This is a genomic window from Aeromonas sp. R6-1, from assembly GCF_040908165.1.
Lineage (GTDB): Bacteria > Pseudomonadota > Gammaproteobacteria > Enterobacterales > Aeromonadaceae > Aeromonas > Aeromonas caviae.
Genome location: NZ_JBFODF010000029.1, coordinates 23,485 through 49,116, shown reverse-complemented (window position 1 = coordinate 49,116; position 25,632 = coordinate 23,485). Strand labels below are relative to the sequence as shown.

Here is a 25,632-nt window from a genome sequence, read left to right as displayed (position 1 = left end):
CATAATGGGCGCATCACTGTTGCACAAATCGAGCATATAGGGGCACAAGATGGATAGGCTGACCGCATTGCGGGTCTTCGTCTGCGTGGTGGAACAGGGCAGCCTGAGCGGCGCCGGGGAGAAACTGGAGATGTCCCGCGCCATGGTGTCGCGCTACCTGGCCGAGCTGGAACGCTGGATGGGGGCCAGATTGCTGCACCGCACCACCCGCCGGCTGAGCCTGACCGGGCCGGGAGAAGAGGCGCTGAACCGGGCCAGAGCCATGCTGGCCCTGGGGGAAGAGATGGAACACCTGGCCATCCGCCATGACGAGGCCCCCAAGGGGCAACTGCGCATCACCTGCAGCTACTCTCTCTCCGAAGCCCTGCTGGTCGGGGCGGCGAACGACTACCTGGCCCGTTACCCCGGCACGGCGATCGACATCCTGCTGCTGGACCGGACGGTCAATCTGGTGGAGGAGCGAATCGATCTCGCCCTGCGCATCACCAACGACCTCGATCCCAACCTGGTGGCCCGCAGGCTCGGCACCTGCCACTCGGTGGTGTGCGCCAGCCCCGCCTACCTGGCCCGCCATGCTCCGCCGCAGCAGGTACAGGATCTGGCACTGCACAACTGCCTCACCTACACCTATTTCGGCAAGAGCCTGTGGGAGTTTCTGGGGCCCGATGGTCCCGAATCCGTCCCGGTGAGCGGCAACCTCAGCGCCAACATCTCCAACCTGCTGCTGGCCGCCACCCTGGACGGAGCGGGGATCAGCCTGCAACCCGCCTACTCGGTTCACCCCCATCTGGCAAGCGGCGCCCTGGTCCCCCTGCTCACCCCGTGGCAGCCCAAGCGCCTCGGCGTCTATGCCGTTTATGGCACCCGCAAACAGATGTCCCCCCTGCTGCGCAGCTTCCTCGACTTTCTCGTGGAGCGGATGGCGGACGATCCCCTGTGGCAGGAAGCCCCTCCCTCTCTCTGATCCCTGCGAGCCGCACAAAAAAGGGGCCTCGCGGCCCCTCTTTGCTCCATCCTGTGCCGGTCAGGCTTCGAAACCGAATGCCTTGACCGGGGTCTCTCCCTCCTCGGCCTCCTGATCCTCCAGATAGATGTCGTGATAGGCGGCATAGATGGAGTAGTTGATGGCAGGCAGCACCACCAGCAGGCCCACCAGCATCAGGAGTGCGCCAAAGAAGATCAGCACGGCCCCGAGCAGCCCCCACCAGAGGAAGGGCCACATGTTGCGCAGACATCCCTTGAAGCTGAGCCGGGCTGCCTGCCAGACCCCGACCTGATGGAAGAGGATAAGGGCGGGGGCGAAGGTGATGGCCATCAGCACGGGAACGAACAGTGCCAATCCCACCAGGGCGCAGACGAGGAAGCCCCGTGCCTGCTCCGGGGTCAGCGCCAGGGAGCCCGGATCCGCGGACAACAGGCCGGTGAGTCCCCACTGGTGCAGCAGGAACACGCAGATCATCAGGATCCCCATGATGAGGCCGAGCACCATCAGGCCCCCCAGCATCAAGGGGGTCAACCGATGGCGGAAACCGGCAAAGAAGTCGCCAAATTGCAGCGCCTCGCCTTGGTGACCTCGCCGCGCCACCGCCACCCAGCCAGCCCCCCACACCATGTAGAGCAACTGGGAGATCAAGCCCCCCGCCGGCAGTTGATCCAGCACGATGCCCACCACAAACCAGAGCACTATCATGGCCACGCTGGCACCCATCCCCTTGTTGAAGATGTCGAATCCGGTGCGGATCCAGATCCAGCCCTGTCCTATGCCATGGCGTTTGGGTTCGTGGCGCAGGGCCCTGTCACTGTTCATCATTGACCTCGTCGAAAAATAGGGGCGAAGCGGCGTCTCCTCAGGGCACGCTCACCGTGACCATGATGGTGCCGGTGTAGGGGCCGGTGCGTACTACCTGGCCCGGCAGCCGGGTCGGGTAGAGCCTCACCTTGTAGTCGGTGGCCTGGGTCGCCGCCGAGTAGGGTACCGCGATGGCGGTATCGAATGGAATAGGGGTCAGGGCCCCCTGCTCGACCATGCCCACCCCGACACCGGCCAGGCTGGTGGTGATGAAGCGGTTGTCGCTCGCGAGCACCCCCGAGAAGCTGTAGCGAAGCGGCCCCCTGATCAGGCTGGCAAGGTCGAAGGGAAAGCAGGCACCCGCAACCAGCGCATTCACCTCGCTGCAATGGCGTGTCCGTTGCGTCCTTCTGGGCCGCAGCCGACGAGTTTATCGGCCACGGTTGACGGACAGCACCGCCAGAATGTGGCATCATCTCCCCCTCTTGCTTTCCCCCTGATCCGATGGAGCCATCATGCGCCGCCTCTTCTTTCTTCTCCTGCTGCTCGGCAGCCCTGCGCTTCACGCCGAACCGGGGTTTATCAGCCGCCTGCTCAACCACCCGGTGCCGGGGGGCGTGGCCGTGGTACCACTGGGAAGCGGGGCCAAGGCGCCCGCAGTGCGCTATCAGGACAAGCCTGTGCTGGTGGTACAGGAAGACGGGAAGACGTGGATCGCCATCGTCGGCATCCCGCTCAAGAGCGCGCCCGGCCCCCATCAGGTAACCACCAGCGATGGCCGCACCTTGAGTTTCACGGTCGGCACCAAGCACTACCGTGAGCAGCACATCAAGCTCAAGAACAGCCGCCAGGTCAATCCGCTGGCCGAAGACATGACCCGCATCAACCGGGAGCTTGCCGAACAGACCCGCGCCTACCAGACCTTCAGCCCGGCTCAGCCGAGCAACCTGCTGTTTGACAAGCCGGTCCAGGGCCCGCTCTCCAGTCCCTTCGGGCTGCGCCGCTTCTTCAACGGCGAGGAGCGCAACCCCCACTCCGGCCTCGACTTCGCGGTCGGAGCCGGCACTCCCATCAAGGCACCAGCCGCTGGCAAGGTCATCCTCATCGGCAACTACTTCTTCAACGGCAATACGGTGTTCGTCGACCACGGCCAGGGCCTCATCAGCATGTTCTGTCACATGTCGAAGGTGGACGTGAAGCTGGGCCAGAGCCTGCCCCGCGGCGGCATCGTCGGCCGGGTCGGCGCCACCGGTCGCGCCACCGGCCCCCACATGCACTGGAACGTCAGCCTCAACGACGCCCGCGTCGACCCCGCCATCTTTATCGGCGCCTTCAAGCCCTGAGGCCGGCAACCTGCCGCCCACAGGCAGGGGCACTCAAAATGAAAAAGGCAGCCGAGGCTGCCTTTTTCATGGACGCATGACCACATCTCAGGCAGCGCTGTGCTGGCGCCCCTCCCTGCTCATCGCCCGCCACATCACCAGGACCAGCAGAGTGCTGCAAGTGGGCAGCGCCAGCCAGACACCGGCCACTCCCCACAGGGAGGAGAAGCCCCACAGGAAACCGCCGATCAGCACCAACTTGCCGCCGGTGAGCAGGGAAGCGATGCGGGCCCGGTTGATGGCCTGGAAATAGGTGGCCCCCACCAGCAGCAAGCCTTCCATGGGCAGCCCCCAGAAGTAGAGCCAGATACCGAGGCTGGCTACCGGCAACAGGGCAGCATTCTCCCCCGCAAACAGATAAACCACTGCCTCCGGCCACAGATACAGCGGGATCATCCCGCACAGTGCCACCGCCATGGTCACTCCCAATGCCAGGTTGCGCACCCGCAGCACTCGCGACCAGTTGCCCGCCCCGGCGTTGAAGCTGGCGATGGGCTGGATGCCCATGGCGATCCCCTCGAAGATGAGATAGAAGAAGGCCTCGCTGTAGCTGATGACGCCGTAGGCGGCCACGTGCAGCGAAGTGCCCACCGAGAGCAGCGCCTTGTTGTGCAGCGCCAGCACCACCGAGAGGTAGAGGTACATCAGAAAACTCGACACCCCGAGTCGCAATGTCTCCCCCATCAGCCGCCAGTCGGGCACCAGGGTATCCCAGCGAATGCGCAACTGGCTGCGGGGGGTGAAGAAGTGCCACAGGCACAGGCCTCCGGTGACCGCCTGGGAGAGCATGGTCGCGATGGCGGCCCCCGCCAGCCCCCAGGGGATCACCGCCATCAGCAGGTAGTCGAGCAGCACGTTGAGCACGCCGCCCCCCACCAGGATCCAGGTGGTGAGGCCGGGTCGCCCGTCGTTGCGCAGCAGGGCGGTAAAGGCCATGGAGAGCACCGCAAACACCCCAAGCCAGGCGTACCACTGCAGATAGGCAAAGCCTGCGTCGAAGATGACCCCCTGCGCGCCCATCCAGACAAGCATAGCCTCGCCGTAACGAATGCCAATGAAGGCGAGCAGCGCGGAGGCGATGAGCACCATCACCAGGGCATTGCCGACGATGTGGCGCGCCCTGGCCTGCTCCCCCTTGCCCAGATAGAAGGAGGCCAGCGACGAGGATCCCATGCCAATAAGAGCCCCCACCGCATAGAGCACGGCGCAGATGGGGTACGCCAGCATCATGCCGGCCAGCCCGTCCTGGCCCAGGATATGGCCGACGAAGATGCCGTCTATGGTGACATAGATGCCGGTGACCAGCATGGCGGCCACCGTGGGGGTGACGTAACGCAAGAAGAGGCGGGAAAGGGGGGCCGTGCCCAGATCGACGGAGGACATAAATTGCTCAATGAAGGGGAACGGCCAGAATAATAGCCAAACAAGACCCGGATCACCCGTTATTTGTGCCGTGAATCATTCATCTTGAGGGCTTTACCCACCCCGGCCCCTGCTTTAGGCTAGGGCGACTTCTCCTGAACGGAAACGTGCGCCATGTTGCAACGCCTGCTCTGTCTGATGCTCTGTCTCAGCCTGTTCCCCTTCTCCGCTGTCCAGGCTGATGATGCCATCACTCAGGTTGAGGAGCTGCTGCAAAGCATCCCCAAGACGGATACCCCGGAAAACCAGCAACTGCGGGAGAGCTACCAGCAGGCGCTGCAATATGCCCGGGATGCCCAGCGCTACCGGGAACAGGGCAAGGCCTACCAGCAGATCCTCATCGACTACCCCAAGGAGTCCGCCCGTCTCAAGGAGGGGCTGCACAACTATCAGCCCCAGCCCCGCCCGTCCCTCTCCTCCCTCAAGGAGGATGCCCTGCGCCAGGCCATCAGCCTGAGCAGCAACCGCCAGCTCAACCTGCGCAAGGAGCGTCAGGCGGTGACCGACAGCCTCAACCAGCTTGAGAGCACGGGCCAGGAGTATCACCTGCGGGTCGACGAGTTGCGCAAGCAGTTGCTCCAGACCCGCTCCCTGCTCGATCGCCTGAGCTTCAGCAACGAGTCGGACAGGTTGCAGGAGGCCCAGCAACTGGCCACCCGACTCAAGGAGCAGAGCCTCTCCGACCGGATCCAGATGCTGGAGCTGGAGCAGCTCTCCGCCCAGCAGCGCAACGATCTGGGCAAGCTCAAGCTGCAGGAGCTCAACCTCGCCATCACCGACGAGGATGAGTGGCAGACCAGTCTGCTTGCCCAGCAGAACCAGCTGCGCCGGGACAAGACCGAGCAGGCCCTGGCCGAGAGCGAACGCCTGCGCCGCCAGCTCACCTCTGACCTCCCCCTCTTGCAGGAGCAACAGCAGCAAAACCAGGCCCTCTCCCTGCAACTGGGGGCCCTGGAGGATCAGATTGAACGGGTGCAGGACGAGCAACGGGGGGTGGACACCTCCCTCTCCGGGCTCAACGAGCTGGTCAATTCGGTGCGCGAACAGCTGGAGTGGTTGCAGATTAGCAACGCCTACGGCGAGAACCTGCGCAGCAAGCTGGCCGATCTGCCCGCCTACTTCCCGCTGGAGCGGCTGGAGTCCGCCATCGTCAAGGCGCGCATGGCCAAATACCAGTACGAGACCGAGCAGGATGCCCTGAAGGATCCGGTACAACTGCGCAACAGCCTGCTCAGTGGAGACGGCATCACCCTGGACAGGGCCCAGCGCGCCGTGCTGGACAACCTGCTCAAGGCGAGACGGCAACTGCTGACCCGGCTCAACGATGCCTCCGACACCCTCATTCAGGAGCAGACCCGCCTCAAGCTGCTCTACAGCCGCCAGAACAGCAAGATCGACGAGATCCGCGAACTCAGTGCCAGCCATCTGTTCTGGATGCCGGACGTGCGCCCCCTGAGCCCGGCGGTGCTGCTCGGCGTCCCGGCCGCCCTCGGCCTTGCCTTCAACCCGGCCAACTGGCTGCAACTGCCCAGGGCCATCGCCGAGAACAACCCCCTGAGCCTGACTCTGGCTGGCCTCGGGCTGCTGGGACTGGCCTGGTGCTGGCTGAAACTGGCCCGTCACCTCATTCAATACAGCCAGTACATTGCCCCGCGCATCGGCAAGGTAACCCAGGACAAGTTCAGCCTCACCAGCCGGTTGCTGGTGCGCTCCGTGCTCGCCGCCCTGCCGCTGCCCGCCATGGTGCTCATGGTGCACGGCCTGCTGGACGGCGCCTGGCAATATCCCTTCGCGGTGGCGGTGGCCCGGGGCCTGGGTGAAATCTGGTTCCTGCTGCTGGCCCTGCTGGTGGCGCGCCACCTCACTCTGGAGAAGGGGATCCTCATCCTCCACTTCCGCTGGCAGAAGGAGCGGGTGCAGCGAGTGTGGGGACAGTTTCGTACCCTGCTGCTGGTGCTGATCCCGAGCTTCTTCGTACAGGGCATGGCGAGCAGCTATCAGGAACACGCCTTCTACGACTCCCTGGGACGCCTCGCCTTCATCATCGGGGCCCTCTGGCTGCTGCTCTTCTTTGCCCGCCTCAACCGGGAAAAACTGCCCCTCACCTGGGGTCAGGCAGACATGACCAAGCCCCATCTGCTGCACCACTTCATCTGGAACAGCCTGATGCTGGCCCCGCTGCTGGCGGTGCTGGGCGCCCTGTTCGGCTACTTCTACACCTCCCGTACCCTGCTGCGCCAGCTGGAGCTGAGCCTGCTGGCGGGGCTCGGCTGCCTGCTCGTCTACTATCTGGCCCACCGCTGGATGCTGATCCAGCGCCGCCGACTCGCCTTCGATCGCGCCAAGCAGAAGCGGGCCGAGATCCTGGCGCAGCGGGAGCGGGAAGAGGACGATCTCAGCTCCGAGATCCCCGATGTGGTGGAGGAGCCCGAGCTGGATCTGGATACCATCAGCGCCCAGTCCCTCGGCCTGGTGCGCACCCTGCTGATGCTGGGCTTCACCATGCTGGTGGTGGTGCAATGGTCGGATCTCAACTCGGCATTCAGCTTCCTCAGCAGCATCGAGGTGTGGCAGGTGAGCAGCAAGGTGGCCGGCATCGAGCAGCTCTCCGCCATCACCCTGCAGGATCTGATGCTGACCGTCTTCGCCTTCATCCTGACGGTGGTCACCGCCCGCAACCTGCCAGGGTTGATGGAGCTCACCCTGCTCCAGCACCTGAGCCTCTCCCCCGGCACCGGCTTCGCCCTCACCACGGTGAGCAAGTACCTGGTACTGCTGATTGGCGCCCTCACCGGCTTCTCCATGCTCGGCATCGACTGGTCCAAGACCCAGTGGCTGGTGGCGGCACTCTCCGTGGGGCTGGGCTTCGGCTTGCAGGAGATCTTCGCCAACTTCGTCTCCGGCCTCATCATCCTGTTCGAAAAACCGATCCGCCTGGGTGACACCGTCACCATCCGTGATCTCACCGGCACCGTCACCAAGATCAAGACCCGCGCCACCACCATAGTGGACTGGGACAGGAAGGAGATCATCGTCCCCAACAAGGCCTTCATCACCGAGCAGTTCATCAACTGGTCCCTGTCCGATGCCATCACCCGGGTCCGCTTGCGCATTCGCATCGGCCTGACCCAGAATCCCAAGCAGGTACAGCAACTGCTGGAGCAGAGCGTGCGCGAATCCACCCTGGTGCTGGATACGCCCGCCCCGGAGGTGTTCCTCATCGAGTTCACCGACTCGGCCCTCATCTACGAGATCCGGCTCTACGTCAACAACATGGATCACCGGATGCCCATTACGCACGAGGTACATTCCCTGATCCTGGAGAAACTCGGCCAGGTCGGCATGCATCTGCCACATCAGCAGATCGACATCCGGATGAGCCGGGGATGAAGCCCCCAAAGACGACAACAGGAGCCATCATGCAGATCATTGCCCATCGCGGTGCCAGCGGCATGGCCCCGGAGAATACCCTCAAGGCGATGAGCCTGGCGCTGGATCTGGGTGCCAAAGCCATCGAGCTGGACGTGCAGTGGGCCGACGGAGAGCTCTGGGTCTTCCACGACCGGCGGCTGGAGCGCTGCACCAACGGCCAGGGTGTGCTGACCGGGCAATCCCGGGAGTACCTGGCGAGCCTGGATGCAGGGGACGGGGAGCGGATCCCGACCCTGTGGCAGGTGATGGCACTGGTGGCGGGGCGCTGCGAACTGCACATCGAGCTCAAGGGCGCCCACACCGCCAAGCCGGTGGCCGCCCTGACCAGGCGGGCCGAGGCCGAGCTTGGCTTTACCCAGGCGCACTGGATCGTTTCCTCCTTTCATCATCCCGAGCTGTTACGCTTCAAGGGACTGCGACCGGAAATCAGGATAGGCGCTCTCACGGCCAGCCTGCCCCTCGACGGCGCGGCCTTCGCCGAGACGCTGGGGGCCTGGTCACTGAACTGCGACGTGGATTTCGTCGACGAGACCCTGGTGGCGGATGCCCATCGCCGGGGGCTCAAGATCCTGGTCTATACAGTCGACGAGGTGAGTGATGGGATCGCCCTCGCCAGCATGGGTGTCGATGGCATCTTCACCAACCGGCCAGATCGATTCAGCTGAGTATCGGCGCGCCCTGGCAGGCCACAAGGAGGTGAAAAGAATTGAAAAAATGCGGTGCACCGGGATACATAAAGTCCATAGCCAGCCGATACAGAGTTGGCTCATAACAATAACAAACACCATGGATCTCTGACTGACGCTCACAAGGATGTAAACATGAACCTATCCATCAAGAACAAGCTGGTCCTCTCCATCGGGGCCATCATTCTGGTCATCACCGGCCTGCAGGTCTGGTACAACACCTCCCAGTTGCGCAGTGAAACCCAGCGGCTGATCTGGAGCTTCATCGACGACAGCTCGGTCGCCAACGTCAAGGGGATCTCCCGCTGGCTCGACGCCCGCATCAATCTCGTCACCGCCACCAAGGAAGCCTTCGCCAAGGAAGACGAGCCCCTCAGCCACCTGGCCCAGTCCATGAATGCGGGCAACTTCGATCTCGTCTACGTGGGCACCAAGGATGGCCGGATGATCCAGAGCAAGCCGACCGATCTGCCGGCCGGCTATGATCCGCGCCAGCGCCCCTGGTACAAGGACGCCATGGCCGCCGGCAAGCTCGCCATCACGGCTCCCTATGCCGACATCACCACCGGCCAGCTCATCATCACCATCGCCGAGCCCTTCAGTCGCGGCAACACCGACGGCGTCATCGCCGGTGACGTCTCCATCGACGGTCTGGTGAAAGACGTGCTCGCCATGAACTCGGAAGGCACCTATGCCATTCTGGTGGACAGCAACGGCACCATCATCGCCCACCCGGACAAGGATCTGACCCTCAAACCCGCCACCGCCATCTCCCCGGAACTGACGGCAGCCAAGGTCAACGAGCTGGCCCATGACAACACCATCTCCGAGATGGATATCAGCGGCAAGGCGAGCGTGTTCGACCTCACCGAGATCCCCAACACCAACTGGTATTTCGGCATCGTGGTGGACGAAGCGGTCGCCTACCAGTCCGTCTCCCGCATGGTCACCTCCGCCCTCATTCAGGGATTGCTGACCATCCTCATCGTGGCGGGCTTCTCCTATGTCGCCATCAACGGCTCCCTGGCGCCGCTGAAAACCCTGGGCGAGGCGATTGCCGATCTCTCCCGCGGCAACGGCGATCTCACCCGTCGCATCAAGATCGAGCGTGAAGACGAGGTCGGTACCGTCGCCAAGCACGTCAACACCTTCATCGAGCGCATCCACGTCATGGTGCAGGACATCTCCAACTCCTCCACCCAGCTCAACCAGCAGGCCAGGTCTTCCCACGACATGGCGGAGAAATCCAACCAGGGGCTGGCCCGCCAGCAAAACGAGATCTCCCAGATTGCGACCGCAGTGCACGAGATGTCCGCCACCGCCGTCGAAGTGGCCAGCAATGCCGAGCAGACCGCGGAAGCGGCCCGCAGCTCCTCCAGCAGTTGCGAGCACGGCAAGCAGGTGATTGCCCGCAACCAGCGCTCCATCACGGATCTAGCCACCCAGGTCAAGCAGGCCTCCGGCATCATTCAGGAACTGGAGAAGAACGCCCAGGAGATCAACACCATCCTCTCCACCATCCAGGGCATCGCCGAACAGACCAACCTGCTGGCGCTCAACGCCGCCATCGAGGCCGCCCGGGCTGGCGAGCAGGGGCGCGGCTTTGCGGTGGTGGCCGACGAGGTGCGGGTGCTTTCCCAGCGCACTCACAGCTCCACCGTCGAGATCCGCAGCATGATAGAGACCCTGCAGCGCAACACCCAGGGCGCCGTCAGTACCATGCACGAGGGTCAGCTGCTGGCCCAGAACAGCGTGGAAGATGCCAACGATGCAACCCAGGCGCTGGAGCAGATCACCACCTCCATCAACCAGATCTCCGACATGGCGACCCAGATCTCCAGCGCCGCCGAGGAACAGCGTGCCGTCACCGACGAGGTGAGCCGCAACATCCAGGCGGTCAAGGATGTCTCGGACGAGCTGGCAGTGGATGCGGACAGCTCCCGCAATCTGTCGGCCCAGCTTAAAAATATTTCAGGTGAATTGAATAATCAGGTCGGCATGTTCCGCATCTGATCGACCATGGGAAGAAAGGGGCCGTTCAGGCCCCTTTTTTATAAACCCTTTTTGTTTCAACGGTTATAATCCCCTTTCGAGACCCTCAACCCTGTGATCGACATCTCCTTTTGCCCATGTGTGGGAGACGGGCCCAGTCTGTCATGGCTATATTCGCATTACTTTTTTGATGCCTAACCTCGATATGTCATCGTGATAATAGTTATCATTAAACTGTTTTGATAAAAAACTTAAAAACTTTATGGGTAATACCCAAAAAGAGAGGCATTTCTCATTTTTTTGAAAGAAAACTACGTATAATCTTGGAGTTAAAATCACCAGAGTAGCGAGTACGGCTGATCCAGATCACTGATGGATGGCGATAATGACGGCATTTTCATCCAAGGAATGGGGTGGTTGTAATAAAAATCACCGTTGCCAAGCACTAAAACAAAGCAGTTTGACTTGCATCAAGCCTGAATTTTTTTCATAGAGCAAAATCGTGCCCAGCAAATCTATCCCTAAGGAGGCAGATGTGGATATTATCAAGACCGATGTTGCCATCATCGGTGCCGGTGGCGGTGGCCTGCGTGCCGCAATCGCCATTGCAGAAGCCCACCCGGAGCTGGAGATCGCCCTGATTTCCAAGGTCTATCCGATGCGCAGCCACACAGTGGCCGCCGAAGGTGGCGCCGCAGGCGTCGTCCGTGATGATGACTCCCTCGAAAACCACTTCAACGACACCGTCTCCGGTGGTGACTGGTTGTGTGAGCAGGACGTAGTCGAGTACTTCGTCAACAACGCCACCAACGAGATGATCCAGCTGGAGCACTGGGGTTGCCCCTGGAGCCGCAAACCGGACGGCAAGGCCAACGTGCGTCGTTTCGGCGGGATGAAGATCCCCCGCACCTGGTTCGCCGCCGACAAGTCCGGCTTCCACATCCTGCACACCCTGTTCCAGACCTCCATCAAGTACCCGACCATCAAGCGCTTCGACGAGCACTTCTGTCTGGATCTCATCGTGGAAGATGGCCGTGTCCAGGGTGTCGTCACCTTTGACATCCAGAACGGCATCACCCGCTTCATCCAGGCCAAGTCCGTGGTGCTGGCCACCGGCGGCGCAGGTCGTGTCTATCGCTACAACACCAACGGTGGCATCGTCACCGGGGACGGCATGGCCCTGGCCTACCGCCACGGCGTACCGCTGCGGGACATGGAGTTCGTCCAGTATCACCCGACCGGTCTGCCGGGCACCGGCATCCTGATGACCGAAGGTTGTCGTGGTGAGGGTGGCATCCTGCTCAACAAGGATGGCTATCGCTACCTGCAAGATTACGGTCTGGGCCCGGAAACCCCGGTCGGCCAGCCGAAGAACAAGCACATGGAGCTGGGTCCGCGCGACCGTCTCTCCCAGGCCTTCTGGCAGGAGCAGCAAAAAGGCCGCGTGATCCAGGGCCCCATGGGCGACGTGGTTCACCTCGACCTGCGCCACCTTGGCGAGAAGTACCTGAAAGAGCGTCTGCCCTTCATCTGCGAACTGGCCAAGGCCTATGTGGGTGTGGATCCGGTAAAAGAGCCGATTCCGGTACGTCCGACCGCCCACTACACCATGGGTGGCATCGAAACCGACGGCAAGTGTGCCACTCGTCTGGCCGGTCTCTATGCCGCTGGCGAATGTGCCTCCGTCGGTCTGCACGGCGCCAACCGTCTGGGCTCCAACTCCCTGTCCGAGATCGTGGTCTTCGGCAAGGTGGCCGGTGAGCAGGCAGCCGAGTTTGCCGCCACCCAGCAACACGGCAACACCCAGGCGCTGGTCGCCAAGGCCGAGGCGCTCATCAAGCAGCACCTCTCTCTGCTGGACATCGACGGCACCGAAAACCCGGCGGATATCCGCAACGAACTGGGCATGTCCATGGAAGCCGGTGTCGGTATCTACCGTACCGAAGAGCTGATGCAGGGCACCATCGACAAGATCAACGAGCTGAAAGCCCGCTACAAGAAGATCAAGATCAACGACAAGTCCTCGGTCTTCAACACCGACCTGCTGTACGCCATCGAGCTGGGCTACATGCTGGACGTGGCGGAAGCCATGGCGCACTCCGCCATCAACCGCAAAGAGTCCCGCGGTTCCCACCAGCGTCTGGACGGTTACGAGGAGCGCGATGACGTCAACTTCCTCAAGCACACTCTCTCCTTCTACAACGGCGAAGGGGCCCCGACCATCGACTATTCCGATGTGAAGATCACTAAATCCCAACCGGCCAAGCGCGTGTACGGTTCCGAGGGTGAGAAACAAGACGAGGCTAAGAAGAATGGCTGAGATGATCGAAATTGAAATCCTGCGCTACCGTCCCGAGCAGGATAACGAGCCCTGGATGCAGACCTTCCAGGTGCCCTACCTCAAAGAGATGTCCCTGCTGGATGCGCTGCAATACATCAAGGATCATCTGGACTCTACCCTGAGCTTCCGCTGGTCCTGCCGGATGGCGATCTGCGGCTCCTGCGGCATGATGGTCAACGGCATTCCGAAACTCGGTTGCAAGACCTTCCTGCGCGACTACCTGCCGGGCAAGATGACTATCGAGCCGCTCAACAACTTCCCCATCGAGCGCGATCTGGTGGTCGACATGTCCGACTTCATCGAGAAGCTGGAGAGCATCAAGCCCTACATCATCCCGTCCGAGCCGCGCAATCTGTGCGATGGCGAGTACACCCAGACCCCGGCTGACATGGCGAAGTATCACCAGTTCTCCATGTGCATCAACTGCGGTCTGTGCTACGCGGCCTGCCCGCAATATGGCATCAACAAGAAGTTCACCGGTCCGGCAGCACTGGCACTGGCCTATCGCTACAACGCCGACAACCGCGACAGCGCGTCCAGGGAGCGGATGAAGATCATCAGCCAGGACGAGGGCGTCTGGGGCTGTACCTTCGTGGGCTACTGCTCCGAAGTGTGCCCGAAGGGCGTGGATCCGGCCGCCGCCATCCAGCTTGGCAAGGTCGAGAGCGCCAAGGACTACATGATCGCCATGTTCAAGCCGGATTGAGACCAGGAGTGAGACCATGAACAACACTGAGAGCAAACGTAAGCCCTACGTGCGCGAGATGAAAAAAGACTGGTGGCTGAAGAATGCCTTCTACACCGGTTACATGATCCGCGAAGGCACCAGCATCTTCGTCTCCATCTACGCCGTCGTGCTGATGTGGGGTCTGCTGCGCCTGGTACAGGGTCAGGAGGCATTCAACGGCTGGCTGGAATCCCTGCAAAGCCCCATTGCCATCCTGTTCCACGTCATCGCCCTGGCAGCCTGCCTGTTCCACGCCAAGACCTGGTTCGCCCTGGCCCCGAAAGCCATGCGCATCTTCCGTGGCGAAGACCTGGTGCCGGAGAAGCCGATCGTCATCGCCCAGTATGTGGCGCTGGCGGCGGTATCCCTGCTTGTCCTGATCATCGTGGCCTGATTTGAGGAAAAAATATGAGACGTTCTGACGAGCCAATTTACTGGGGTCTGTTTGGTGCGGGTGGCATGGTGGTTGCCATGCTGCTGCCGGTCATTGTCCTCATCACAGGTCTGCTGGTGCCCATGGGCATCATGGATGTGGAGACCATGAGCTACGAGCGCGTGCTGGCATTCGCCAGCTCCTGGTGGGGTGCCTGCATCCTGCTGGTGATCATCGCCCTGCCCGTCTGGCACGGCATGCACCGCATCTACCACGGCCTGCACGATCTGGGGATCCACACCACCAAGCTGCACCACTATGTGTTCTATGGCTTCGCCTTCCTGGTGTCCGCCATCACCGTCGGCCTGCTGATGGTGCTGGTGCTCCAGTAAGCACATCCTGACTGCATGACAAACCGGGCCCAGTGCCCGGTTTTTTATGGCCCCTCGGCGGCTCACGCCACAGCCCGATAGCCGGCATGCTCCCTGCTCCCAGCAACGTTCAATGCCAACTATCAGCCCCATCACCAGAGCGTCGGCGCCGGTTCACGACCATTTTCCGCGTAGTAGAGCGACGGCAGAAACTGCGCCAGATAACTGAACTCGCTGTAGCAGTGGCGCATCAGGTTGAAGCCAATCTCGTCCGGCACCTCGTCAAACGGATTGGCGCAGGCTTTGCCCAGCAGGAAGCGGCTGCGCAGCACACAGCCATAAGGGGTATCGCGCGCCAGGTGCAGCATCTCGCCATCCAGCGGCGCACCGTTGTCATCCAGAGCTACCTCGTCGCCAAAGCCGATACGGGCGCAGATGGCGGCAGAGAGAGCCTGCGTCTCCCGCGCCTCCTGTAGCGATTGCGGGGCGAACACCTCTTCGGCACCGTGGAACTTGAGGCGAGCTGCCACCGGCGGCAGCTCGGCAAGCCACTCCACCGCCTCTATGCTGGCTCCCACATAGCGCTCCCCTTTTTTCCAGTGATGATCCCAGCCCCCGTGCTCGACGTGGTCGTGGGGGTGCCACCACCTGATGTGCTGGGTCGTCTCGAAGAAGGTGAACCACCAATCCAGCATGCGCCCCTTGCAGCCGTGCAGATCGGTGCGGATGGCGACCGTCAGCAGGCCGTCGGTGCTGCGGGTCAGACCCATTTCCAGGCGAAGGGGTTGCGGGCTGAGCAACTCGTTGATGTCATTGACGCCCCAAGGGGCAAACAGGGCAGAAAGATGCATGATATGACTCCCATAAATTTAGGAAACGAAGTTCGTTTCTTAAATTACGCTATGCCTGTATGCTTAGTCTGTCAATGCTTTCCAGGAGCCCATATGTCGCACCAGAACGATGAAGAAACACGCTCACGAGGCCGTCCGGTCACCCCGGAAGCCGACCTTCGCGCCGCCCTCGCCGAGGCGACGCTGACCTTGTTGCTCAAGGGGGGCTACAGCGCGGCGACCGTGGATGCGGTGGCCAAAGAGGCGGGGGTTGCCAAGAAGACCCTCTACCGCTTCGCCGCCAATCGCGACGAGCTGGTAGCGCAGGCGGTGCGCAGCTGGACCGATGCCTTCCAGCCGGCCTTCGAGCAGGATGCAACCCACCCCGAGGCACTGGGAGATATGCTGGAGCAGGGCTTGCAGGCGATTGCAGATCAGGTGCTGAGCGCACCGGCGGTGGGCATGTTCCGGCTGCTGCAACATCAGTTCGCGGGGCGGGATACCCTGCTGGCGGCCTATCAGGAGAACGGCATTGCCCGCGGCAGAGCTACGCTGGCGGCGTGGCTACAGCGCCAGCAGCAACTGGGCTGGCTTCGGGAGCTGGACACCGCCCAGACCAGCGATCTGTTGCTGGCGATGACCATGGCGGAGCCGCTGCGCCAGATGGCGCTCGGCTTGCTGGCGCCGGGCAGCGACATTCGCGAGCGCATCACCGCGGCCGTTGCGCTGGTGCTGCCCGGCTTGATGCGAGGGTAGGCGTCCTTCCTCAGCGTGCCACCTCCTGCCATTGAGCCAACAAGGGAGCAGGAACGTTGCCATAACGCAGCAGCGGGGTCTGGTGCCACTCCGCCAGCTTCTGGATGGCCTTGCCCAGATCCTGGGCCAGGGTCCGGGTCACCCTGACCCCGTCTTCCAGATAGAGGCTCTTGACCTCAAACACCCCCTCCTTGCGATGGGCCTTGGCGTCCATCCTGCCCACCAGCTTGCCGCGATGCAGCAACGGCAGCACGAAATAACCGTACTGGCGCTTGGGGGCCGGGGTATAGCACTCGATGCGATAGTCAAAGCCAAACAACTCGCTGGCCCGCTTGCGATCCCACACCAGCGGGTCAAAGGGCGAGAGCACGGCGGTGTGGCTCGCCTTGAGGGAGCCCGCCTGGGCCCGGACCAGTTCATCGGCCAGGGAGGCGTGAACGAAGGCTCCGTGCTGCCACCCCTCCACTCGTACCGGCAACAGCTCCCCCTCATCCGCCAGCTGGTGGAGCAGGGCGTCGTATTTCCCCCGTTTAAGGCGATAGTAATCCGCCACCCAGCCGGTCTTGACCAGCCCCAGCGCCCGGCAACTGGCTCGCACCATGTCCCGCCGGGCGAGATCAGGACTCGGCAGATCCCGCTCGTCATTCCACTCCGGCATGACCCGCTCGGCGAGATCGTAGACCCGCTGGAAATTGCGCCGTTCGCGCACCATCAGCTGGCCTGCGGTAAACAGCACCTCCAGGTGGCGCTTTTCGGGCTTCCAGTCCCACCAGCCGTTGCCCTTGTCCCCCTTGCGCTCGAAGTCTGCCGCCCGCACCGGGCCATCCTGGCGTATGCGCTCGACTATCTGCGCTATCTCGCCGCCGTGGGTCTTGAGCCACTGGGCGGAGAACTTCCAGCCCATGGCGGCGGGATCCAGCATGCGATGGCGCAGCAGCCGGTAATCTTCCCGGGGGACGAAACAGGCCTCATGAGCCCAGTATTCGAAGAGGTCACCATCGGCCAGCAGTTGTTCCAGCCAGCGCGGATCGTAGTGGCCGAGACGGCTGAACAGCACCAGATAGGGGCTGCGGGCCACCACGGAGATGGTGTCTATCTGCAGCAACGCCATGCGGCGAATGCAGGCGAGCAGGTCGGCGGGGGTTGCTCTGGCGCGGCGCGGGGTCAGCAGCCCCTGGGCCGCCAGTTGCAGGTGGCGAGCGTCTTGCAATGAGAGGTGGGGGATCGACATGGAGATAGGGGCATCCGTTCCTGGGTATCAGGCCACCAGCATGCCCAACTCATGGCCAAATGAAAACGCCCGGCTCAGGGTTTGGTGAACACCGCCACATCGGCATGAGGAAACTCGACCTCTGCCTGCCAGCGGGCCGCCAGGGCACGGAACGAGGCCTCGGCGAAGAAGACGATATGGGTGGGATCGTGGCGATAGCGCCAGGTCTTGAAGCGATCGTCCCCCAGTACCCGCTGGGTCTGCAACACCAGCACCCCGCCGGGCTTGAGGCAGCCCCAGAGCGTGTCCAGCACGGCGCGGGGGGTGGCGATGTGCTCGATCACCTCGGTGCTGGTGATGAAGTCATATTGCCTTGTCAGGCACTCTGGGTCGTCGGCATAGAACTTGTCGTAGCCCGCCATCTCGAAGCCCGCCTCCCGCCCCATGGCGATGAGGGCAGGCCCGGGGCCGCAGCCAAAATCGAGGCCGCTGGCAGGAGGCGACACCCGGGCCAGCACCTCGCCAAAGGCACGCATCAGAAAGGCCCGGTAGCGGGGATCGTCCACCCGGTTGTCGTGCCCGTCATAGACCGCCTTCTCGGCCCCCTCGTCCAGGTGGTCCGCCTCGTCCATCCAGACCAGCTCGCACGCCAGGCAGCGGTAATAGCCCTTGCCCGCCACCGGCAGGGCATGGTGCCGAGGGGAGAGACACAGGGGACAGTGAACAGGGGATGACATGGCAACTCCTCGGGTGGCGACAGTGGGGCAGATTGCCTGCCACGCCCGCTGCTGGCAACTGTTTTGTCTGGTGCCCCCATCGACCCCCGTTCACCCCCCGCCAGTTTTTTTCGTCTTTTTTTGCGCCTTAAGGGTTTCTTAAGTTTGCCCTTTTACTCTCATCCCATCGCAAGAGAAGGAGCCAACCATGACCATCGAGATCCAAGCCCCCTACCGGTTGATCCTGGCCGAATCCCCGCAGCAGGTCATGGCGCTGCAAACCTATATCCAGGCCGCCTACACCCTCGAGTTCAACGCCCGTATTCCCCATTTTCTGCCCTGCCTGATCGGGCTCTACCGGGCAGATGGCGTGCAGGTCGGTGCCTGCGGCCTTAACCAGGCCTGCCATGGCGAGCACGAGCAACCGCTCTATCTGGAGCAATATCTGGAGCAGCCTGTCGAGGCCGCCATCGAGACCCGTCTCGGGGTACGTCCGGCCCGCCACCGCATCATCGAAGTGGGCAATCTTGCCTGCAGCGAACCGGGTCACGCCCGCCTGATGTTTGCCGCGCTGTGCCGTCTGCTGTGTGACAACGCCCTGGACTACGTGGTGTTCACCGGCACCGCCAAGCTGCGCAACAGCTTTACCCGCCTGCGTCTCAACCCGGTGGAGCTGGCCCCCGCCCAGGCCCATCAGGTGGGAGAGGATGCCAGCGCCTGGGGCGAATACTACCGCTGCCAGCCCAAGGTGATGGCAGGCGACATCAACCAGGGGCGCGAGGTGCTCGCACAGAGCAGCCTGCTGCTCAACCTGCTGGGGCCCATGCCCCGCCTTTTTAACCATGCCGACATCGACAGGAGGTGCGCGCAATGACGCTGTTCGACACCATCGCCCATCATGCCAGCCAGACCCCGCACCAGCCTGCGCTGCTAGGCAGCCAGGGTGAGCTGGATTACCAGAGCCTGTGGCAGCAGATCCAGCAACTGGCAGGAGTGCTGCAAGGGGCCGGCATCCGCCGCCTGGCCCTGCAACTCGACAACGGCCTGCCCTGGGCGCTGATCGATCTCGCCTGCACCTGGGCCGGCATCGTGGTCATCCCGGTTCCCCACTTCTTCAGTCCGGCGCAGCAGACGTGGCTGCTGGACAGCAGCGGAGCAGACGCCCTGGTCGGCCCGGAGCACCAGGGGTGGCAAGCCGCCTCACCCCTCGTGCTCATGGCAGGCAGGCCCGATGAGCAGGCCGTGCCCCTGTGGCGCCGCATCCCGGCACGCCTCCCCGAGTTGCCTGCAGGCACCGCCAAGATCACCTATACCTCTGGCACCACGGGGCAACCCAAGGGCGTCTGCCTGTCGCTGGAGCAGATGACGGCGGTCTGCGGATCCCTTGCCCTGCGGGTGGCCCCTGCCCGGGTTGAGAAACACCTGACCCTGCTGCCCCTCACCACCTTGCTGGAGAACCTGACCGGCTTGTATGTACCGCTGCTGACCGGCGCCTGCAGCCGCATCCCCTCCCTGGGGGAACTCGGCTTCTCGGGCTCCAGCAAGCTGGATCCTGCGGCCCTGGCCCAGGCACTGCTGCGCTGGCCCAGCCACAGCCTGGTGCTGGTCCCCGAGTTGCTGCGCCTGCTGCTGGCCCTGTGCCTCAATACCCCTGCCCTGGCGACACAGCTCGGCACCCTGCGCTTCGTCGCCGTGGGCGGAGGCAAGGTCGCCCCCGAACTCATCGCTCACGCCCGTGCGGCGGGGCTGCCGGTCTACGAGGGATACGGTCTCTCCGAATGCGGCTCCGTGGTCGCCCTGAACGGCCCCCACGGGGATCGTCCCGGCAGCGTCGGCCTGCCTCTGCCCCACTGCCAGGTGACGATCGCCGCAGATGGCGAAGTCATGGTCAGCGGCAGCGCCATGCTGGGCTACCTGGGGGAAGAGGGCGAGACGGGCAGCCAGATCGCCACAGGGGATCTGGGTCGGATCGACGAGGAGGGCTATCTCCATATCACGGGGCGCAAGAAGAACGTGCAGATCACCGCCTTTGGCCGCAACTTCTCCCCGGAGTGGGTGGAAGCCCAGGCCCAGCTCTGCCCGGCCATCGCCCGCATCGTCATCTTCGGTGACGGTCAGCCCGCCAACGTGGCCCTTATCCAGCCGCTGCCGGGCAGCCAGTCCCAATTGCCAGAGCAGATTGCCCGGCTCAACCAGCAGTTGCCCGATTACGCCCGCATCCATCACTGGTTGCCGGTCGCCCTGGATCAGCTCCCCGGCCTCCTGACGGCCAACGGGCGCCCCCGTCGCAACGAGATTTATCACCACTTTTCCCGGCAGATCAGCCAATGCCTCACAGGAGAGACCTCATGAGCTTCTACCAGACCCTGCAACAAGCCACCGCCTGCGAGCGCGAACGCCTGTTCAACGCCCCCATCATCGAGGCCTGCCGCCGCGGCGACATCAGCCGTGACACCTACCTCGCCTTCCTGGCACAGGCCTACTACCACGTGCGCCACACGGTGCCGCTCCTGATGGCCACCGGCGGCAAGCTGGGGCAGGAGTACGAATGGGTGCGAGGCGCCATCAGGGAGTACATCGACGAGGAGTACGGCCATCAGGAGTGGATCCTGAACGACATCCGTGCTTGCGGCGGTGATGCCGAGGCGGTGCGCCACGGCCAGCCGGGCCTGCCCATCGAGCTGATGGTGGCCTTCCTCTACGATCAGATCCAGCGCGGCAACCCCATGGGCTTCTTCGGCATGGTGCAGGTGCTGGAAGGCACCAGCGTCGCCATCGCCCTGACCGTCGCCGACCAGCTCAAGAGCGGTCTGGGTCTGCCGCCCCAGGCCATGAGCTACCTGAGCTCCCACGGGGCCCTGGACCAGGAGCATCTCAAGTTCTTCGAATCTCTGATGAACCGGGTGGAAGATGCCGCCGATCAGGCCGCCATCATTCACGCCGCCAAGGTGGTCTACCGCCTCTATGGCGACATGCTCTATCAGCTCACGGGATCCTGCCAATGAAGCTTGAAGGCAAACGCATACTGCTGACTGGCGCCAGTGGCGGCATTGGTGAAGCCCTGGCCCATGAACTGGCGGCCCAGGGTGCCCATCTGCTGCTGCACGGTCGTCGGGCCAGCGCCCTGGAGCGCCTGCGCCGGGAGCTGCCTCATCCGGATCGCCACCAGACGGTGACGGCCGATCTCGGCTCTCCCCATGAGCGGGCGCAGCTGCTGCAACATCCGGCCCTGGACGAGGGGCTGGACGTGCTCATCAACAGTGCAGGCTGCAACCAGTTCGCCTGGCTGGAGGATCAGAGCAGCGAGCAGGTGACACGCCAGTTGCTGCTCAACGTCGAGGCGCCCATCCAGCTCACCCGGGCCCTGCTGCCCCGGCTGCGCAAGCCCGCCATCATCATGAACATCGGCTCCAGCCTCGGGGCCATCGGTTTTGCCGGCTACAGCGTCTATTGCGCCAGCAAGTTCGCCATGCGCGGCTTCAGCGAGTCCCTGGGGCGGGAGCTGGAGGGAACCGGCATCAAGGTGCTGCACTTTGCCCCCCGCGCCACCCGCACACACCTCAATTCCGAGGCGGCCTATGCCATGAATGCCGAGCTTGGCACCCGGACCGACAGCCCACAGGACGTGGCCGAGGAGGCCGTCATCGCCCTGTGCAACGAGACACGCCGCCGCTGGCTCGGCTGGCCGGAAAAGCTCTTTGTGCGGCTCAACGGCCTGCTGCCCGCCTTGGTGGACATGGCCCTGGCCAAGCAGCGCCCGATCATCGAGCGCCACGCCCGCCGCACCGCCTCCCCAGCCCCCGATCACAGGAGCGATCCCGCCTGTGCGACAAACGAGAAGGAACATTGAGATGAAGCACACCACTTTCCGTCCCCGATTTGGTCACGGCCCCCTGTTGCTCGCCCTGGGAGGCCTGCTGGCAAGCGGTCTGGCCCAGGCCGCCGATGCCCTGCCCACCATTCAGCAGGAGTGGGCCCACTGCCAGTACCAGCAGACCGGAAAAGCCAAGGAGAGCTGCCTGGAGAGCCTGAGTGCCAAGGCCGATGAGGCGAGCGCCAAGGAGGCATTTCGCACCGATCTGCTGATCTGGTCCGCCATCGTCAAGAGCACCTGGGCGGGGGCCAAGGGCGGCCTCGGCGCCCTTGGTTTGGTGAAGGAGGCCAAGGCCAAGCTCGAGATCGCCATCAAGCAGGATCCCAAGGCGCTGGAAGGCTCGGCCTACACCAGCCTGGGCTCCCTCTACTACCAGGTACCGGGCTGGCCGGTGGGCTTTGGAGACGACGAGAAGGCGGAGAAGCTGCTCAAGCAGGCGCTGGCCATCAATCCCACCGGCATCGACCCCAACTTCTTCTACGGCGACTTCCTGCTGGATCAGGGTGACAAGGCACAGGCGAAGATCTATCTGGACAAGGCCCTGGCCGCCCCGGCGCGCCCTGGCCGCGAGGTGGCGGACGAGGGCCGCAGAATGGAAATTCGCGAGCGTCTCGCCAAGCTGTAAACACAAGCAGCACAGTGTGCTATTTCAACTCTGCCCACCAGCTAGCATACTGGTGGGCAGTGTCGTTTGAGGGAGAGAACAATGCGGATCCTGTTGGTGGAAGATGATGTGATGCTGGGAGACGGCATGGTGGATGCCCTGCGCAGCAGCGGCTACACGGTGGACTGGCTCCAGCAGGGGATGCCGGCCCTCTCGGCGCTCAAGAGCGAGGAGTTTGCCGCCCTTGTCCTGGATCTCAACCTGCCGGACATCGACGGCATCAGCCTGCTGCGCAAGTTGCGCCGGGAGGGGCAGACCCTGCCCGTGCTCATCCTGACCGCCCGTGATGCCCTGGACGACCGGGTACTGGGGCTGGATGCAGGCTCCGACGACTACATGGTCAAACCCTTCGCCCTGCAGGAGCTCAACGCCCGGCTGCGCGCCCTGGTGCGGCGCAGCAAGGGGCAGGCCCAGGCGGTGCTGGAGTACGGGGAGCTGCAGCTCTTCCCCGCGTCACAACAGGTCACCTATCGGGGCGAGCTGGTCAAGCTCACCCCCCACGAGTACAAGCTGTTGCAGGAGCTCATCACCCAGAGCGGCCGGGTATTGAGCCGGGATCAACTGCAACAGAGCCTCTACGGCTGGGACGAGGGAGCAGAGAGCAACGCGGTGGAGGTGCACATTCACCACCTGCGCAAGAAATTCTTCCCCGAGCTCATCCGCAACATTCGCGGCGTCGGTTACATCGTGCCCCAGCTCGACGTCCAGGGCGCAAGAGGAGCCTCCGCCCCATGAGCCGTGTCCGTTCCATCCGCCGTTTCCTGCTCTCCGGCATCCTGGCCCTGGTCAGCCTCAGCCTCGCCATCAGCGGCCTTATCGGCTACCTGCAGGCCAACCACGAAATGGAAGAGCTGTTTGATGCCCGTCTCGCCCAGTCCGCCCGCATCACCAACCAGTTGCTCAGCCGCTATCTCAAGCAGAGCGGCGAGCTGCCGCGCAACGGCACCGTGTACCAGGAGTGGGTGCAGGCCGTCCCCGAGACGCCCCACATCGAGAAGGGCGGCTTCTTCCAGTTCGGCCAGGACAACGAGTTCACCCCCTATGGCCATGAATTCGAGCACAACCTCTACTTCCAGTTGCTGAGCGAGCAGGGCGCCGTGCTGCTGCGCTCGCCCAATGCCCCGGCCCAACCGTTGACCACCCTGGAGCGGGGCTTCAACAGCGAAACCAAGGATCACCACGAGTGGCGCACCTTTACCCTCTACAACGAAGATGAACAGACCTGGCTCATCGTGGCGGAGCGGGATGACGAACGCAGCGAGCTGGCCAGCAAGATGGCCACCCTCACCATGCTGCCCCTCTTCATCACCCTGCCCTTCCTGCTCGGTCTGCTGTGGTGGCTGATCACCCGGGGGCTGTCACCGCTGCACCAGCTGGCGCAAGCCATCGGCGAGCGTCATCCCGCCAACCTGAGCCCCCTCAATCTTGCCATCAAGGCCGAGGAGCTGACGCCGCTGGTGGGGGAGATCAACCGGCTGATGCACGCCCTCGCTGACACCCTGGATCGGGAGAAACAGTTCACCAACGAGGCCGCCCACGAGCTGCGCACGCCCCTCGCGGTGCTGCGCATCCACAGCGAGAACGCCATGACGGCCGAGGATGATCAGAGCCGGGAGCAGGCCCTGCGCAAGATGCTCTTGGCCCTCGATCGCAGCGATCGGCTGATCCGCCAGTTGCTGACCCAGGCACGCATCGACAACCAGCAGAGCCCGGCCCTCACCGCCCTCCCCCTGTTCCCCCTGTTGCAGGGCACCCTGGCGACCCTGGCCCCCATCGCCCTGAAAAAGGATCAGCAGCTGTCCCTGGAGGGCGCCGAACAGGTGCAGGTAATGGGACAGGCGATGTTGCTGGAGCTGATGTTCGGCAACCTCATCGACAATGCGCTGCGCTACACCCAGGTGGGCGGCGAGGTCGCCGTGGTGGTGAGCCAGGTGGGCAACCGGATCCGGGTGGATGTGCGGGACAACGGCCCCGGCATCCCCACCGCCGCCCTCTCCCGGTTGTGCGAGCGCTTCTTCCGGGTCAATCCCCAGCAGGGGGATGGCGTGGGCCTTGGCATGGCTATCGTCTCGCGCATCGCCCAGCTTCACGGGGCGGATCTCGACATCCACAACCGGCCCGAAGGGGGGCTCGAAGTGAGCGTGCTGCTGCCCGCCTCGCGCCAGGCATGAGGGGTCAGCCTTTGCGCACGCCATGAAAAACGGGGGCCAGGCCCCCGTTTTTCATGGCAGCCCCACCCTAGTCGCAGGTGGGCTGTACCGTGAAGGTCCGGCTCGAATCCACCGGTCCCAGCTCCGCCAGCAGACGGCGCCCCAGCAGCACCGGGTAGATCATCTTGCTGCGATCCCGCAGGGTGAACCACTCCTTGTAGACCTGGTCCCCGACGCAGACGGACATGGTCACCGTCGGGCGCTGCTCCATGCCGCCCGCCCCGCGCACCGTCACGCTGCGCTCCACAGGTCGCTCCACGCTCCGGCGCACCACCTTGTCGGTATTGGCATCGGTCAGCACCAGGTTGAAGCGCACCCAGGGCTTGCCATCCTTCTTGAAATGCTTCAGGTCGCGGGCATCCAGCGACGAAGTGAGGGCACCGGTATCGAGCTTTATCTTGACCGCCACTCCGTAGGGCATCAGCACCCCCTTCTCGATCCAGCCATAGCTGGTCTGGGTCGCCATCGCGCTGCCGCACAGCGCCCACATCATGGCCGCCGCCACCATTCTCTTGCCCATCTTGCTCTCTCGCCTTGTCAGTCTTGCGCCCAGATGTATCACAGCCAACTGCCGGGTCAACCGGATTCTGGCGTGCAGGGGAGCGGGCTATGGACCCGGTGCCAACAGGCGACAATCCATGCCGGGCACGGCGCGTGAGTGGGGAATGCAGCAGGAAAACGAGGGGAGAACAGGGTGCTGGATGACGCTGGCGGCCATCCTCAGGTTGTGACGCCAAAGGCTACCACAGCGGTGCGTGAATTATCAGTCTTGTTCTGACGGGATTTTTGCCTACACTGCTGTAAACCGGAGGGCCTGAAAACCACCGGTTTTTTTGCGCCTGCCGAAAAGTTGCCAC

Annotated in this window: 24 protein-coding genes; 17 read left to right on the top strand and 7 right to left on the bottom strand. The window is 63.3% G+C overall.

All coding sequences use genetic code 11. The annotated features are described in order from the left end of the window. Positions 1–49: 49 nt before the first annotated feature. The gene (locus tag AB5Y68_RS08580; RefSeq protein ID WP_029314115.1) at positions 50–964 is read left to right on the top strand and encodes a LysR family transcriptional regulator; all 915 of its coding nucleotides are present in this window, start codon (positions 50–52) and stop codon (positions 962–964) included. A 60-nt stretch (positions 965–1,024) separates the two neighbouring features. Here AB5Y68_RS08580 and AB5Y68_RS08575 read toward each other — a convergent pair whose 3' ends face one another. Beyond that, a complete protein-coding gene (locus AB5Y68_RS08575) occupies positions 1,025–1,807 on the bottom strand; it encodes a BPSS1780 family membrane protein (protein ID WP_010673813.1) in 783 nt (260 codons plus the stop codon). A 40-nt stretch (positions 1,808–1,847) separates the two neighbouring features. Beyond that, the gene (locus tag AB5Y68_RS08570) at positions 1,848–2,168 is read right to left on the bottom strand and encodes a hypothetical protein (protein WP_039039574.1); all 321 of its coding nucleotides are present in this window, start codon (positions 2,166–2,168) and stop codon (positions 1,848–1,850) included. A gap of 136 nt (positions 2,169–2,304) precedes the next feature. Between AB5Y68_RS08570 and AB5Y68_RS08565 the strand changes: the two genes are divergently transcribed. Beyond that, positions 2,305–3,132, top strand: a complete 828-nt coding sequence (locus AB5Y68_RS08565) for a M23 family metallopeptidase (protein ID WP_039039573.1) — start codon at positions 2,305–2,307, stop codon at positions 3,130–3,132. Between the two features lie 87 nt (positions 3,133–3,219). Here the strand turns inward: AB5Y68_RS08565 and AB5Y68_RS08560 are convergent, their stop codons facing one another. Continuing rightward, on the bottom strand, positions 3,220–4,554 hold the full coding sequence (locus tag AB5Y68_RS08560; RefSeq protein ID WP_039039572.1) for an MATE family efflux transporter: 1,335 nt from the start codon (positions 4,552–4,554) through the stop codon (positions 3,220–3,222). A gap of 153 nt (positions 4,555–4,707) precedes the next feature. Between AB5Y68_RS08560 and mscM the strand changes: the two genes are divergently transcribed. The 7 genes from mscM (at position 4,708) to frdD (ending at position 14,536) form a co-directional block, all read left to right on the top strand. Beyond that, positions 4,708–7,983, top strand: coding sequence for a miniconductance mechanosensitive channel MscM (gene mscM, locus AB5Y68_RS08555; protein WP_039039571.1), 3,276 nt, complete (start codon positions 4,708–4,710; stop codon positions 7,981–7,983). Between the two features lie 29 nt (positions 7,984–8,012). After that, complete coding sequence (locus AB5Y68_RS08550; protein ID WP_039039570.1) at positions 8,013–8,690, top strand: glycerophosphodiester phosphodiesterase; 678 nt, start codon at positions 8,013–8,015, stop codon at positions 8,688–8,690. Between the two features lie 156 nt (positions 8,691–8,846). Continuing rightward, entirely contained in the window at positions 8,847–10,724 is a 1,878-nt protein-coding gene (locus tag AB5Y68_RS08545) for a methyl-accepting chemotaxis protein (protein WP_010673807.1), read from the top strand. Positions 10,725–11,238: 514 nt separating this feature from the next. Continuing rightward, entirely contained in the window at positions 11,239–13,023 is a 1,785-nt protein-coding gene (frdA, locus tag AB5Y68_RS08540) for a fumarate reductase (quinol) flavoprotein subunit (protein WP_010673806.1), read from the top strand. Further along, positions 13,016–13,750, top strand: coding sequence for a succinate dehydrogenase/fumarate reductase iron-sulfur subunit (locus AB5Y68_RS08535; RefSeq protein WP_010673805.1), 735 nt, complete (start codon positions 13,016–13,018; stop codon positions 13,748–13,750). Before frdA ends, AB5Y68_RS08535 begins: the two co-directional genes overlap by 8 nt. Positions 13,751–13,766: 16 nt before the next feature. Beyond that, positions 13,767–14,165 (top strand): hypothetical protein, encoded by a 399-nt coding sequence (locus AB5Y68_RS08530; protein ID WP_010673804.1) that lies wholly within the window; start codon positions 13,767–13,769, stop codon positions 14,163–14,165. Between the two features lie 14 nt (positions 14,166–14,179). Then, positions 14,180–14,536 carry a fumarate reductase subunit FrdD gene (gene frdD, locus AB5Y68_RS08525; RefSeq protein ID WP_010673803.1) on the top strand — a complete coding sequence of 119 codons (357 nt, stop codon included), beginning with the start codon at positions 14,180–14,182 and terminating at the stop codon, positions 14,534–14,536. Between the two features lie 131 nt (positions 14,537–14,667). Here the strand turns inward: frdD and AB5Y68_RS08520 are convergent, their stop codons facing one another. Further along, the gene (locus AB5Y68_RS08520; RefSeq protein WP_039039569.1) at positions 14,668–15,366 is read right to left on the bottom strand and encodes a hypothetical protein; all 699 of its coding nucleotides are present in this window, start codon (positions 15,364–15,366) and stop codon (positions 14,668–14,670) included. 93 nt (positions 15,367–15,459) lie between these two features. Here AB5Y68_RS08520 and AB5Y68_RS08515 point away from each other — a divergent pair, with 93 nt between their 5' ends. Next, positions 15,460–16,101, top strand: a complete 642-nt coding sequence (locus AB5Y68_RS08515) for a TetR/AcrR family transcriptional regulator (RefSeq protein ID WP_039039568.1) — start codon at positions 15,460–15,462, stop codon at positions 16,099–16,101. Between the two features lie 10 nt (positions 16,102–16,111). On the opposite strand, the gene AB5Y68_RS08510 is transcribed toward AB5Y68_RS08515, so the two are convergent. After that, positions 16,112–17,332, bottom strand: a complete 1,221-nt coding sequence (locus tag AB5Y68_RS08510) for a winged helix-turn-helix domain-containing protein (RefSeq protein WP_039039567.1) — start codon at positions 17,330–17,332, stop codon at positions 16,112–16,114. 74 nt (positions 17,333–17,406) lie between these two features. Next, positions 17,407–18,048, bottom strand: a complete 642-nt coding sequence (locus tag AB5Y68_RS08505; protein ID WP_039039566.1) for a class I SAM-dependent methyltransferase — start codon at positions 18,046–18,048, stop codon at positions 17,407–17,409. A 187-nt stretch (positions 18,049–18,235) separates the two neighbouring features. Between AB5Y68_RS08505 and AB5Y68_RS08500 the strand changes: the two genes are divergently transcribed. The 7 genes from AB5Y68_RS08500 to AB5Y68_RS08470 all read left to right on the top strand — a co-directional run bounded on the left by AB5Y68_RS08500 (position 18,236) and on the right by AB5Y68_RS08470 (position 24,736). Further along, positions 18,236–18,901, top strand: a complete 666-nt coding sequence (locus AB5Y68_RS08500; protein ID WP_039039565.1) for a thermostable hemolysin — start codon at positions 18,236–18,238, stop codon at positions 18,899–18,901. Continuing rightward, a complete protein-coding gene (locus AB5Y68_RS08495) occupies positions 18,898–20,379 on the top strand; it encodes an AMP-binding protein (RefSeq protein WP_039039564.1) in 1,482 nt (493 codons plus the stop codon). Before AB5Y68_RS08500 ends, AB5Y68_RS08495 begins: the two co-directional genes overlap by 4 nt. Then, positions 20,376–21,032, top strand: a complete 657-nt coding sequence (locus AB5Y68_RS08490; protein WP_039039563.1) for a TenA family transcriptional regulator — start codon at positions 20,376–20,378, stop codon at positions 21,030–21,032. Before AB5Y68_RS08495 ends, AB5Y68_RS08490 begins: the two co-directional genes overlap by 4 nt. Continuing rightward, entirely contained in the window at positions 21,029–21,877 is an 849-nt protein-coding gene (locus AB5Y68_RS08485) for an SDR family oxidoreductase (protein ID WP_039039562.1), read from the top strand. Before AB5Y68_RS08490 ends, AB5Y68_RS08485 begins: the two co-directional genes overlap by 4 nt. Before the next feature lies 1 nt (position 21,878). Then, positions 21,879–22,526 carry a tetratricopeptide repeat protein gene (locus AB5Y68_RS08480; protein WP_039039561.1) on the top strand — a complete coding sequence of 216 codons (648 nt, stop codon included), beginning with the start codon at positions 21,879–21,881 and terminating at the stop codon, positions 22,524–22,526. Between the two features lie 81 nt (positions 22,527–22,607). Next, entirely contained in the window at positions 22,608–23,300 is a 693-nt protein-coding gene (locus tag AB5Y68_RS08475; protein ID WP_039039560.1) for a response regulator, read from the top strand. Continuing rightward, positions 23,297–24,736, top strand: coding sequence for an ATP-binding protein (locus AB5Y68_RS08470; protein ID WP_039039559.1), 1,440 nt, complete (start codon positions 23,297–23,299; stop codon positions 24,734–24,736). Before AB5Y68_RS08475 ends, AB5Y68_RS08470 begins: the two co-directional genes overlap by 4 nt. A gap of 67 nt (positions 24,737–24,803) precedes the next feature. Here the strand turns inward: AB5Y68_RS08470 and AB5Y68_RS08465 are convergent, their stop codons facing one another. After that, positions 24,804–25,283, bottom strand: a complete 480-nt coding sequence (locus tag AB5Y68_RS08465) for a RimK/LysX family protein (protein ID WP_052258905.1) — start codon at positions 25,281–25,283, stop codon at positions 24,804–24,806. Between the last annotated feature and the right edge of the window lie 349 nt (positions 25,284–25,632).

Bases quoted from the DNA above. Each gene is read 5' to 3' on its own strand.
- AB5Y68_RS08565 (WP_039039573.1), top strand. From the start codon at position 2,305: ATGCGCCGCCTCTTCTTTCTTCTCCTGCTGCTCGGCAGCCCTGCGCTT.
- AB5Y68_RS08470 (WP_039039559.1), top strand. From the start codon at position 23,297: ATGAGCCGTGTCCGTTCCATCCGCCGTTTCCTGCTCTCCGGCATCCTG.
- AB5Y68_RS08515 (WP_039039568.1), top strand. From the start codon at position 15,460: ATGTCGCACCAGAACGATGAAGAAACACGCTCACGAGGCCGTCCGGTC.
- AB5Y68_RS08495 (WP_039039564.1), top strand. From the start codon at position 18,898: ATGACGCTGTTCGACACCATCGCCCATCATGCCAGCCAGACCCCGCAC.
- AB5Y68_RS08580 (WP_029314115.1), top strand. From the start codon at position 50: ATGGATAGGCTGACCGCATTGCGGGTCTTCGTCTGCGTGGTGGAACAG.
- AB5Y68_RS08485 (WP_039039562.1), top strand. From the start codon at position 21,029: ATGAAGCTTGAAGGCAAACGCATACTGCTGACTGGCGCCAGTGGCGGC.
- frdD (WP_010673803.1), top strand. From the start codon at position 14,180: ATGAGACGTTCTGACGAGCCAATTTACTGGGGTCTGTTTGGTGCGGGT.
- AB5Y68_RS08560 (WP_039039572.1), bottom strand. From the start codon at position 4,554: ATGTCCTCCGTCGATCTGGGCACGGCCCCCCTTTCCCGCCTCTTCTTG.
- AB5Y68_RS08490 (WP_039039563.1), top strand. From the start codon at position 20,376: ATGAGCTTCTACCAGACCCTGCAACAAGCCACCGCCTGCGAGCGCGAA.
- AB5Y68_RS08480 (WP_039039561.1), top strand. From the start codon at position 21,879: ATGAAGCACACCACTTTCCGTCCCCGATTTGGTCACGGCCCCCTGTTG.
- AB5Y68_RS08530 (WP_010673804.1), top strand. From the start codon at position 13,767: ATGAACAACACTGAGAGCAAACGTAAGCCCTACGTGCGCGAGATGAAA.
- AB5Y68_RS08520 (WP_039039569.1), bottom strand. From the start codon at position 15,366: ATGCATCTTTCTGCCCTGTTTGCCCCTTGGGGCGTCAATGACATCAAC.
- AB5Y68_RS08500 (WP_039039565.1), top strand. From the start codon at position 18,236: ATGACCATCGAGATCCAAGCCCCCTACCGGTTGATCCTGGCCGAATCC.
- AB5Y68_RS08475 (WP_039039560.1), top strand. From the start codon at position 22,608: ATGCGGATCCTGTTGGTGGAAGATGATGTGATGCTGGGAGACGGCATG.
- AB5Y68_RS08550 (WP_039039570.1), top strand. From the start codon at position 8,013: ATGCAGATCATTGCCCATCGCGGTGCCAGCGGCATGGCCCCGGAGAAT.
- AB5Y68_RS08575 (WP_010673813.1), bottom strand. From the start codon at position 1,807: ATGAACAGTGACAGGGCCCTGCGCCACGAACCCAAACGCCATGGCATA.
- AB5Y68_RS08510 (WP_039039567.1), bottom strand. From the start codon at position 17,332: ATGTCGATCCCCCACCTCTCATTGCAAGACGCTCGCCACCTGCAACTG.
- AB5Y68_RS08465 (WP_052258905.1), bottom strand. From the start codon at position 25,283: ATGGTGGCGGCGGCCATGATGTGGGCGCTGTGCGGCAGCGCGATGGCG.
- mscM (WP_039039571.1), top strand. From the start codon at position 4,708: ATGTTGCAACGCCTGCTCTGTCTGATGCTCTGTCTCAGCCTGTTCCCC.
- AB5Y68_RS08505 (WP_039039566.1), bottom strand. From the start codon at position 18,048: ATGTCATCCCCTGTTCACTGTCCCCTGTGTCTCTCCCCTCGGCACCAT.
- AB5Y68_RS08535 (WP_010673805.1), top strand. From the start codon at position 13,016: ATGGCTGAGATGATCGAAATTGAAATCCTGCGCTACCGTCCCGAGCAG.
- AB5Y68_RS08545 (WP_010673807.1), top strand. From the start codon at position 8,847: ATGAACCTATCCATCAAGAACAAGCTGGTCCTCTCCATCGGGGCCATC.